The following is an 11,562-nucleotide window of genomic DNA, read 5'->3' on the forward strand; positions in this document are numbered from 1 at the left end:
TAAAAAGTTTAAAACATTTTTCGATGCTATCGGTAAAACATTTGACATTGATTTGTCTGATGTTTTTGTGTTTTACAGATGCTTTTTCTCAAAACGTTAAAGCTGAAGTCGATACTTCTCAGATGCGGATAGGAGAGCAAATATCCTATAGCATTTCGGTTGAAGGTATTTCAGAAAACGACCAGGTTATTTTTCCAAAGGAGCAAAGTTTTGTTCCTATGGAAATGGTTGAAGATTTGAAAATTGACACGACTTTTTTAAATGATAAAAATTTAAAACTTTTAAAGAAATACAAACTCACACAATTTGATTCTGGTCAATACACAATTCCGCCTCAGTTATTAAAAATTAATGAAAAGCCTTTTTTAACCGATAGCATCAAATTAAGTGTTGCCAATATCGAAGTTGATACGACGAAACAAAAACTGTATCCAATCAAACGTGAGATTGGCGTTAAAAAACCTTTTCAACTCCCAAAATGGTTTTGGTGGGCGTTGGGTATAATCTTGTTGATTATCCTTCTCGTTTTTATTTATTTTAAATACAAAAAGAAAAAAGACCATTCTAAAAAGAGATTACCGCCTTATCAGCAAGCACAAGTTTCTTTAAAAGAATTGGATCAATCTGATTTAATCGTGAACCGACAGCTTAAAGACTATATTACAGAGTTGACGAACATCAGTCGCCGTTATTTAGATGAAAAAATTGAAGTTCGTGCGATGGAATATACCTCTAGCGAATTGATGCAAGCGCTTTATCAAAAAAAGGAAGACAAGAAAGTCAATTTCAAAGAGAAGTATTTAGAGACTTATCAAAAGATATTAGTTCAAGCCGATTTCTCAAAATTTGCAGGACAAAAGCCTGATGTCATTAGTTTAAAAGCTTATCGTAAAGACATTGAAAAGTTTATCAAGCATGTACAAAGCGCAATTCCTGAACCAACGGCAGAAGAGAAACGAAAAGATAGAGCTTATCAAGAGCAATTGCGACAAAAGCGTAAAAAGCAAAAGATTATTGCTGGTGTTGCCATTGGCGTTTTGCTTCTTATTTTAAGCGTTTCATCTTTAGTTGCCACAAAAGGCTTTGATTATGTGAGAGATAATGTTTTTGGTAACGAAAGTAAATCTATGCTTGAAAATGATTGGATCACAAGTGAGTATTCTGTTCCTGCTGTGAAAATAACAACGCCAGAAGTTCTTGTGCGTCAAAATTTAGACAGCTTAGGTATCAAAACTGTGCAAGCTTCAAAGCAAGAAAGCTTTGCTTCAGGAAGTATTTATTCAAATTTATTTGTGGTGTTAAGTCAAGTTTCTTTTGAAAAAGAAGTCGATTTTGATTTAGATAAAGCTGTTGAAGGCGTTTATCAGAATTTAGAAGAAAAAGGCGCTTATAATATTTTGATGAAGAATGAAGACTTTGAAACTTATCAAGGTGTAGAAGGTGTGAAGGTTTTTGGAAGTTTTGCGATTAAAAACCCGATTACACAGAATGATATCAAAAAGAATTATCAAATTTTAAACTTTGGATTTGCTGGGCGTTATCAGCAAATCACAATTATCTATAACGCAGAAGATGAATACGCTCAAACGATAACGGAGCGTATCATCAATTCAGTTGAATTTGAAAAACCTGATGCCAATGTTCGCTAATCTCACATTTGAACATCCGCAATGGTTATGGCTTTTAACGGTCATTCCTTTACTCATTTTATGGGCTATTTTGAGTCATAAAAAGAAGTACTCAAGCTTGCTTTTGTCAAGCACAAAAGCATTTCAGTGTCAGCAAAGTTTACTCGCTAAACTACGTCCTTTCTTATTGGTGTTACGTTTAGCAGCACTTTGCTTTTTTATCGTCGCGATGGCAAGACCAAGAGAAGTTGACGAATCAACTGAAGTAAAAAAATCTGAAGGAATCGATATTGTCATGTCTGTTGACGTTTCTGCAAGTATGTTGGCAAAAGATTTAAAGCCAAATCGTTTTGAAGCTTTAAGGCAAGTGGCAAAAGATTTTGTAAATCAAAGACCAAATGACAGATTTGGTATTACAATTTTTGCAGGTGAAAGTTATACCAAAACACCGATTACAAGTGATAAAGAAATCACTTTAAAAGCGATTGATGGGATTGAGTTTAACGACCTTATTGAAGGCGGAACTGCTATCGGAATGGGATTGGCAACTTCTGTCAATAAGCTTAAAGAAAGTGAGGCTGAAAGTAAAGTCATTATTCTTTTAACAGATGGTGTCAATAATTCAGGTTTTATCGATCCTGTGACAGCAACTGAATTGGCACTTGAATACGATACAAAAGTTTATACAATCGGGATAGGGACGAATGGAGAAGCACTGTCGCCAGTCGCCGTTCGTGGAGATGGAAGTTATGTTTATCGCCAAGTTAAGGTTGAAATTGATGAAGCTTTATTAAAGGATATTGCTCAACAAACTGGTGGAAAATATTTTAGAGCAACAGATAATGAGAAGTTAAAATCGATTTATGATGAAATTGATAAGTTAGAAACATCAGAAGTTGAGGAATTTAAATATTACAATTATGATGAGAAATTTAGACTTTTAATCCTCATAGGTTTTGGTCTTATTTGTTTAGAGCAATTGTTGAAATTTACAGTATTTAGAAGTTTTGTATAATGTATATTCTTGAAGAAACATATTATTTTTGGGTTTTAGCCCTGATTCCAATTCTCTTTTTGGTGTTTTGGATTTATGCATTATGGCAGAAAAAACGTCAAGCTCAGTTCGCTGAAGCAAAGTTTTTTTACTATTTAGCACCAGATTTCTCCAAAGGTAAACCCTTATTAAAACTGCTTATTATTAGTTTAGGGATCATTGCTTTAACGATTGCGCTTGTCAACCCGAAGGCGGGAACCAAAATAGAAACGGTAAAACGCGAAGGCATCGATATTGTTTTTGCGCTTGATGTTTCCAAAAGTATGTTGGCTGAAGATATCGCTCCTAATCGACTTGAGAAAGCAAAGCAAATCACAAATCAAGTAATTAGTAAATTAGCCGGAGACCGTGTTGGTTTAATTGGTTACGCTGGAAGTGCTTTTCCACAAATACCAATCACAACAGATTACGGAACAACCCGAACTTTTTTGAAAACCATGAACACGAATATGGTTTCAAGTCAAGGAACAGCCATTAACCAAGCGATTGATTTAGCAACAACTTATTTTAATGATGAAGATCAAACTAATAAAGTTCTTGTAATTTTAAGCGATGGTGAAGATCATGAAAGCAACCTTGAAGCCATCAGTGAAAAAGCCGCAGAAAAAGGAATTAAAATTTACGCAATAGGCTTAGGCTCTGAAAAAGGAGCACCAATTCCGATCAAAAAAAGAGGGCAAACTAAATCTTATAAAAAAGATAAAACTGGCGAAACGGTCATTACCAAAATGGATCCAAACACTTTAAGAACAATTGCCTCAATTACTGATGGTGATTATATGCACGGCGTGAATACAAAAGAAGTGGTCGATCAGATTTTTGAGAACATCAATGAATTAGAGAAAACAGAATTTGAATCAAAACAATACGCTGATTTTAAAAGCCAATATCAATGGTTTTTAGGTTTAGCGATTCTTTTGCTCATATTAGATATGTTCGTTTTCGATAAAAAAACAAACTGGATACAAAGGTTGAATTTATTTAATGACAAGGATGATGCAAAGAAGTAAACAACTTTTATACTTGGTTTTGACAGTTTCTTTTTTAATGTTTTCAAAACATTCAAAAGGGCAACAGCAGCAAGATAAACCTGAATTAAGAAAAGAGGATAAAAAACTATTATCTGAGGCTTATGAAAAAGCTGTTTCTGGTGATTTTGCTGAGGCAGAGGCGGCTTATCGTCAAGCTTTAGCCAAAACAGGAAATAATTCAACGGCAACCTATAATCTCAGTAATTTATATTTAGATAATGATGAGGTTCCTGCTGCTCGCAGACGTATTTTAGAGGCGATAAAAAACACGAACGATAAAGATTTGATTCATAAGGCATATCATAATCTTGGTAATTCTTTAATGGAAGAAGAAAATTATAAAGGCGCCATTGAAGCTTATAAAAATGCTTTAAGAAATAATCCTAATGATGAAGAAACACGTTACAATTATGCTTTAGCCAAAGAAAAGCAAAAGAATGAGAAGAATGATGGCAAAGGAGACGGCGATGATAATAAACAAGAAAATCAAGATCAACAAAAAGATCAAGATCAGGATCAAGACCAAGAAGACAAGTCCAAAGATTCTGATAAAGACGGCGATAGCGAAGATCAAAAAGATAAAGGCGATCAGAAAGATCAAGAAAATAAAGATGAAGGCGATCAGAATAAAGATAAGTCTGATGAAAAGGAAGAAGGAAAAGATCAGCAAGACAAAAAAGATAAAGAACAGAATAAAAGCAATAAAGATAAAGGTGAACAGGAACAACAAAAGCCTCAAAAAGGAAAGCTTTCACCTGAGCAAGTTCAGCGTTTATTAAAAGCAATAGAAAATCAGGAAGACCAAATTCAAGAAAAAATAAATGCCAAAAAAGCAAAAGGTTCAAAGGTTAAAACAGAAAAAGATTGGTAATTAAAATGAAAAATATAATTCTATTTTTAAATCTCCTTGTATGCTCCTCAGTGTTTGCACAAGTGAGTTTTGTGGCTAAATCAAGCCGCGATAAAATGGGAATTAATGAACGCGTTAAAATTAAGTTTACTGTCAATCACGATGGTGACAATTTTAGAGCGCCTTCATTCATTAATTTCAGAAAAATTGCTGGACCAAATCAGTCTGTTCAATCAACATGGGTGAACGGGAAAAGCTCATTTTCTAAAACCTATACTTACTTCCTTCAACCTACCAAAAAAGGAAAATTAGAAGTTGGACAAGCAGAAATTGAAGTTGATGGTCAGGTTTATAAAACTTCACCAATACCTATTGAGGTGACTTCAGCCGTTGATAACCCAGGAGATGGAACTGGCAATCAAATCGATTTGTCAGATGCAATTCATTTGGTTGCTGAAGTCAGTAATTATAAGCCATACCTCAACGAAGGCATCTCCGTAGTTTATAAGCTTTATGTGAGTCCGACCACTAATGTCAGAAACTGGCAGAGCTTAGATGAACCAAAATACAATGGTTTTTGGAGTCAAAATATAGATTTAAAACGTCAAGAAGTTAAAGAGGGAACTTACGGCGGAAATCCTTACCGTTATGTTGAGTTAAGACGAACTGTTTTGTATCCTCAAAAAACGGGTAAGCTAGTTATCGAACCACTTTCATTAGATATTTCAGTTGAAGTACCTTCCAATAAAAGAGATTTTTTTGGACGTCGATTGTATGACATTGCTCAAAAAACAGTTTCTGCAAAAAGTAAAACTGTTGACGTGAAAAGCCTGCCTCAAGAAGGTAAGCCTATTGATTTCTCTGGTGCAGTTGGTGAATTTGAACTCAATGTAAAAACAAATAAAACTGAACTTTTAGCAACTGAATCTCTCAATTATGATGTGATTATTTCTGGTAAAGGAAATTTATCCTTGATGAATATGCCAAAACCTAAATTTCCCTCTGCGATTGAATCTTATGATCCCGAACATACTGAAAATGTCAAAACAAGTGTAAGTGGAATGTATGGTGAAGTGAAAGATAAATACACTTTAGTGCCAAACACGCCTGGTCAGTTTAAAATTAATCCGTTGAGTTTTACTTACTTTGATCCAAGAGCTGAGGCTTATAAAACGATTAATTCTAAGGCTATCAGTCTTGATGTTAAAGCCAATCCAAATGTCGCAACAACATCTACAAATTCTACTGACACAGTTCAGATGAATGAACAGAACAAAAATTATGTGAGCGACATCACACAACTCAATTTCATACGTCCAGAAACAAACTTAAAATCCATTGAGTCTACGCCTTTTTTTAAGTCAACTTTATTCTGGATTTTAGTGGGTGTATTCACTTTGATGATTCCTTTTCTTTTGGTTTTTAGAAAAAGTGGATTGTTTCAAACAGATTCGAAAAACAAAACCAATAAACATTTAGACAGATTAGCTAAAAAATATCTTTCTGAAGCGAAATCATCAATAGGTCAGCCAGAAATTTTTTATACAAACTTAGAGTTGGCTTTACACAAGTTTTTAAAAGCTAAGCTTGGCATTAAAACGCATGAATTAGCCAAAGAGAATTTAAAAATAAGATTACAAGATAAATCTGTTGACAAAGCTGATTTAGAAGCGATGATGTCAATGATTGAGAAATGCGAATTAGCCCGTTATGCTTCTGCAGAAAGCCATTCAATGGAGGAAGATTATAAAAAGTCAAGTGTATTGATTTCTAAGATTGATAAACAAATTTGAAAATGGAAAAATTAATTTTAATCATTGTCTTTTGTTGGACGAGTTTGACTTTTGGATTTCAGGAAAACGCTATTCAAAATTTTGATAAAGCAAATCAAGCTTACAACAATGCAAAATATGAACTTGCTGAAAATTTATATAATTCCATAATTGATGAAGGACAAACATCTGTTGAGCTTTACTACAACTTAGGGAATGCCTACATTAAGCAAAATAAACTTGCCGAAGCTATTTACGCTTATGAAAAAGCTTTAGCATTAAAACCAAATGCTAAGTTTGTTCAGGAAAACCTGAAGTATGCAGAAAATATGACGATCGATCAGTTTTCTAAAGTAGAAATTTCAGATTTTCAAAAGTTAATAAACCGTTTCAATCATTTACTAAGCGTTGATCAATGGGCTTATCTCGTTGTTACTTTCGTTATTCTGATGGCGTTGAGTTTTGTTCTTTATTTGTTTAAAAGTGAATCTAAATTTAAGCGTTTGGGTTTAAGTCTCTTTTTTATTTCCTTAATCTTGGCAAGTTTGAGTTTTTGGCAAGCCAATAGGCTATCAGAAACTTTCTTGAGTAAAGATTATGCGATTCTTTTTGATGATGAAATAGAAGTTTTCTCAGAGCCAAACCAACGAAATGAGGCTGTTTTGACACTTCACGAAGGAACCAAAGTTGAATTGCTTTCTAAGTTTAATAATTTTCAAGAAATCAAACTTCCTGATGGAACTGTAGTTTGGATGCGAAACGCAAATTATAAAACAATTCAGTAAATAATTCATTGTCAGCTTTTTTGAATTTAAAATCAGAAAATCTTTATCAAGTTTCTAATTTTATTAGAAACTTGATTGTCAATTTAAATTTATAAAATACTTTTGTTGACGATTATTTAATTTTAGAACTTTAGATTGTTCACATTCATAATTAAGTCTACTTAGAGATACATTTTTATGAAAAACATGTTTTCTAAAGAGCTAAACAGTTTAAAAAATCCAAACATGATTAATAAGATAATTACTAAAGAAGAGCAAAGTAAGCTGACTCCTGAAATGGTATTGTCTGATTTGATGGAAGGAAACAAAAGATACATCAAGGATGACTCGCATGAAAGAGATTACAACGCGCAGAAAACGATGGCAGTAACAGGGCAAAGCCCAAAAGCAATTGTTTTATCATGTGTTGATAGCCGTGTGCCTGTCGAAACCGTTTTTGATCAAGGTTTAGGTGACGTTTTTGTTGCACGAGTTGCTGGTAATTTTGCTAATTCTGATATTATTGGCAGTATGGAATTTGCTTGTGGAATTGCAGGAAGTAAGTTGATATTTGTTTTAGGTCATGAATCTTGCGGCGCAATTTCTGCTGCTTGTGATCAAGTGAAGTTTGGAACGATGACTGCAATGCTCGATAATATTCAGCCAGCCATTGAAGCAATAGGCGATATCAAAGGTGAGCAATCTTCTAAAAACAAAGATTATGTTCAGTCTGTTGTGATGAAAAATGTAGAACTGACCATTGATAAAATTAGAAAAAATAGTCCAGTTCTTGAAAAGTTAGAAGATTCTGGCGTTATTAAAATCGTTGGTGGTGTTTACTATTTAAAATCAGGAGAAATTAAGTTAATCGATTAATCGAATTTACCATATATTTTGTAGAAAGCACTGTTTTAGGAAACAGTGCTTTTTTTATTTAAAAGGTTTTTTTTGATCTCTCGATTAAGGAAAAACGCTGTAATTATCGTTGATAAGATGTCTGCTAAAGGAAAAGAAATCCACACACCAAATTCGCCATAGAATTTAGGTAATATTAAAATAAGCGGAATAAAACAGAAACCTTGTCTTGATAATGTTAAGAAAAATGCAGGCTTAGCTTTTCCGATAGCCTGAAAATAAGCTGAACCAATCAATTGTAAAGCAATAATTGGGATTGCAGCAAAAACCCAACGCATTGCAGAAGGTGTTTTTTCTAAAATATCAGCATCCTGTGTAAAGACACTTGCTATTTCTGGCGCAAAGAACATGATCAACCCAAACACCAGCAAACCTAATCCAGCTGCGTATAGGATGGCTTTGTTAATTGATTCTCTTACACGTTCACTTTTATTAGCACCATAATTATATCCTGCAATTGGCAGGAAGCCTTGTGTCACGCCAAGCACAGGGAAGAGTGCAAACATTAGCATACGTGATATAATAGCGTAAACTGTAACTGAATTTTCACCGCCAAGTTTAAATAAAATATTGTTTAAGATGAGGTAAATCAAACTGACAACAGCTTGTCTTGCCATTGTGACGAAACCTAAACTCGCAATTTCTTTTAAAATATTAGCATCAAAACCAAGATCTTGATAGCGGAGTTTTAATTCTGATTTACTTGACATGAAGAAATAAATAATATAAAGTAAACACAGAATGTAAGAACCTGTTGTTGCCCATGCAGCACCCATCATTCCCCAATCAAATACGTTAATAAATAAATAATCCATAATCAAGTTTCCTATAGAAGGAATGATCATGGCAATCATTGAAAATTTTGGTTTTCCTTCAGCTCTAATCACTGAATTTCCCATCATTGTTAAGGCAAGAATTGGCACGCCTATAACAACAATACGATAGTAAATCTTTGCAGGTTCGAAAATATCACCTTTTCCTCCAAAAGCAGGAATCAGGGTGTTCATAAAAATCAAGCCAAGCGCCATTGTACTTAATGTGATAAGTAAGGTGATGCTGATTTGATTCCCAAATGTTTTAAGAGCTTTTTCTTTTAAATCAGCGCCTAATGCACGAGAAATAACAGATGCACCACCAATGCCGATCGCCATTCCTAGCGCAGCTATAAAAAATGAAACTGGTAAAACCACATTAATCGCAGCAATTGCAATTGGTCCTATCCAGTTTCCTACAAAAATAGTGTCAACCAAAATATTGATTGACATCACTAAAATGCCTATTGAAGCGGGAACAGATTGTTTGATTAATAATTGACTAATCGGTTCTGTCCCCAGCTTTTCGGCGTTGACTCTCGCCATAATTTATTTTGATAATGCCCATTCATCAATCCATCGACTGAGCGTTTTCACCCAATCTTCTCTGTCATTAATACATGGGATAAAAGTAAATTCTGTACCTCCATTCTCTTTGAAAATTTCATCAGCTTCCATCGCTATTTCTTCAAGTGTTTCTAAACAATCAGAAACAAATGCTGGTGTGACAACGGCAATTTTCTCTATGCCTTCTTGAGCCATTTTCTCAACAGTTCTGTCTGTGTAAGGTTTTAACCATGGGTCAAAACCAAGTCTCGATTGAAAACTTGTACTGAATGTGCCTTCTTTTAGCTTCAGTTTTTCTCCAACCAAACGCGTTGTTTCATAGCACTGATGTCTGTAACAAAATTGATGAGCTTTTGAAGGTGTTTGACAGCAACTTCCATCAATCTTACAATGGCTATTTGTAATATCACTTTTTCTAATGTGTCTTTCAGGAACGCCGTGATAACTGAAAAGTAAATGATCGTAATCAATTTTTTCCAGTTCTTCAATAATACTTCTTGATAAAACAGTGACGTAGTCAGGATGATTATAAAAAGGTGGAACAACTGTAAAATCTATTTTTGGGAAAAATTCATCACGTAATTGTTCAGCTAAAACAATAATCGTTTCAGTTGTTGCCATAGCAAATTGCGGATAAAGTGGAACTAACAAAACTTCAGTGACGCCTTGGTCATAAAGTTCTTGTAATCCATTTTTCATTGAAGGTTCACCATAACGTATGGCAAGTGAGATGGGAACACTTGTTTCTTGATTAACTTTATCTTGTAGTTTTTCGGATAAAACAATAAGAGGTGAGCCTTCATCCCACCAAATTTTTGAGTAAGCTTTTGCAGATTGTTTAGGTCGCGTGTTTAAGATGATGCCTTTCACAAGAATTGTTCGTAACAAGTAAGGCAAATCAATCACCCTTTCATCCATCAAAAACTCACCAAGGTAAGACTTGACATCCTTTGGATCTGTACTCGCTGGAGAACCTAAATTTACAAGTAAAACTCCTTTCATTTTTCAATTTTTTACAAACATAAAGGAATTAAGATGAAGATCATTTTTAAAAACTTATATTTTTATCTTAACAAAATAAGCTTTAAATCTTTTAGTTTTAATCAATTTCTTGGTAGCAAATTTTTTCTACTAAAAGACTTACAAACAGAACTTGAAATTATAATTACATAAAGTTGCCTACATACTTTTTTGGAGTTGTTCCAAATTTCTTCTTAAAAGCAGTGATGAAATGACTTGCCGTGGAATAACCAATTGACAAACCAGCCTCATTAACATTGTGTTGTCCATCTTCAAGAAGCTTTCGCGCATATTCTAACTTATAGTTGAGTAAGAAAGAATAAACCGTATCACCATAGATTTCTTTAAATCCTTCTTTAAGCTTTTTCAAACTCAAGCCAACCTCTTCAGCAAGTTCCTTTAGAGTGGGTGGTTCAACCATACGATTGATGATAATTTCTTTGGCTAATTTTATTCTTTTCACATTATCTTCATCATCTAAAAAAGGACATTGTTCAATGTCAACTTCCTCAGGTCTGTTGAAGTAAAGTGCAATCAATTCATAAACTTTGGCCTTTAGATAAATACTTTTTATTGAAGGATGTAAGTTGAAATTCATAAATTGTGTCAGCACAACTGCCATTGCTGGTGACAAGTTACCTTCAGTATAGTATTTTTTATCACGATTGTCTTCTGTTAGGAAATCTATATAATTTGCTTCTGCAGAAAATAAACTATGAAGTTTTTTGATTGAAATTAAGATAGAAACACTCCAAGATTTTGGATTGACGTCTATATTAATCGGGAGCTCTTTTTGAGGATTGTAAAGCAGTAAAGATTTATCTTCTTTAATGTTCAATGCATATTCACCTTGGTTAAAGTTAAATTTAATGATACCCTTTAAACAAAAGTGAAATTGAATATAATCTGCACTCAATTTTCTATTGATTTGATCTGACTCGCTAGATTCATTTTGGATATTTATAATGTAAATTCCATTTTCAAGCTCGTAAAACTGAGCCGAACTTTTAGCGTTACTTTTTAAGCTTAAAGACATAGAAAATAATTTTTTTATTTAGAATGATTCTATTTAAATAGTGTTAAAAGCATGAATAACATTACAAAAGTAAGCCTAATAGCTGATATAAATCATTTTTTAGGCAAAAAGAC

Annotated in this window: 10 protein-coding genes; 7 read left to right on the top strand and 3 right to left on the bottom strand. The window is 33.6% G+C overall.

Going from position 1 to position 11,562, the window contains the following annotated elements; translation table 11 throughout:
* The first annotated feature begins 23 nt into the window (after nucleotides 1-23).
* The 7 genes from CAP47_RS08565 (at nucleotide 24) to CAP47_RS08595 (ending at nucleotide 7,975) form a co-directional block, all read left to right on the top strand.
* Entirely contained in the window at nucleotides 24-1,649 is a 1,626-nt protein-coding gene (locus CAP47_RS08565) for a hypothetical protein (protein ID WP_153043512.1), read from the top strand.
* A complete protein-coding gene (locus CAP47_RS08570) occupies nucleotides 1,639-2,643 on the top strand; it encodes a vWA domain-containing protein (RefSeq protein WP_192869973.1) in 1,005 nt (334 codons plus the stop codon). Before CAP47_RS08565 ends, CAP47_RS08570 begins: the two co-directional genes overlap by 11 nt.
* Nucleotides 2,643-3,692, top strand: a complete 1,050-nt coding sequence (locus CAP47_RS08575) for a vWA domain-containing protein (protein WP_100776249.1) — start codon at nucleotides 2,643-2,645, stop codon at nucleotides 3,690-3,692. The genes CAP47_RS08570 and CAP47_RS08575 overlap by 1 nt, the downstream gene beginning before the upstream one ends.
* On the top strand, nucleotides 3,679-4,584 hold the full coding sequence (locus CAP47_RS08580) for a tetratricopeptide repeat protein (RefSeq protein WP_238141014.1): 906 nt from the start codon (nucleotides 3,679-3,681) through the stop codon (nucleotides 4,582-4,584). Before CAP47_RS08575 ends, CAP47_RS08580 begins: the two co-directional genes overlap by 14 nt.
* 5 nt (nucleotides 4,585-4,589) lie before the next feature.
* Nucleotides 4,590-6,356 carry a BatD family protein gene (locus CAP47_RS08585; RefSeq protein WP_100776250.1) on the top strand — a complete coding sequence of 589 codons (1,767 nt, stop codon included), beginning with the start codon at nucleotides 4,590-4,592 and terminating at the stop codon, nucleotides 6,354-6,356.
* Nucleotides 6,357-6,358: 2 nt separating this feature from the next.
* Complete coding sequence (locus tag CAP47_RS08590) at nucleotides 6,359-7,120, top strand: tetratricopeptide repeat protein (RefSeq protein ID WP_093238426.1); 762 nt, start codon at nucleotides 6,359-6,361, stop codon at nucleotides 7,118-7,120.
* A 225-nt stretch (nucleotides 7,121-7,345) separates the two neighbouring features.
* Complete coding sequence (locus tag CAP47_RS08595) at nucleotides 7,346-7,975, top strand: carbonic anhydrase family protein (protein ID WP_100776538.1); 630 nt, start codon at nucleotides 7,346-7,348, stop codon at nucleotides 7,973-7,975.
* 35 nt (nucleotides 7,976-8,010) lie between these two features.
* Here CAP47_RS08595 and CAP47_RS08600 read toward each other — a convergent pair whose 3' ends face one another.
* From CAP47_RS08600 to CAP47_RS08610, 3 genes are all read right to left on the bottom strand, one after another.
* Nucleotides 8,011-9,372, bottom strand: coding sequence for an MATE family efflux transporter (locus CAP47_RS08600; RefSeq protein WP_100776251.1), 1,362 nt, complete (start codon nucleotides 9,370-9,372; stop codon nucleotides 8,011-8,013).
* Nucleotides 9,373-9,375: 3 nt separating this feature from the next.
* Entirely contained in the window at nucleotides 9,376-10,395 is a 1,020-nt protein-coding gene (gene hemH / locus CAP47_RS08605; RefSeq protein ID WP_100776252.1) for a ferrochelatase, read from the bottom strand.
* A gap of 163 nt (nucleotides 10,396-10,558) precedes the next feature.
* Nucleotides 10,559-11,449 (bottom strand): helix-turn-helix domain-containing protein, encoded by an 891-nt coding sequence (locus CAP47_RS08610; protein WP_100776253.1) that lies wholly within the window; start codon nucleotides 11,447-11,449, stop codon nucleotides 10,559-10,561.
* Nucleotides 11,450-11,562 lie beyond the last annotated feature (113 nt).

The organism is Psychroflexus sp. S27 (genome assembly GCF_002810405.1).
Taxonomy (GTDB): Bacteria; Bacteroidota; Bacteroidia; order Flavobacteriales; family Flavobacteriaceae; genus Psychroflexus; species Psychroflexus halocasei_A.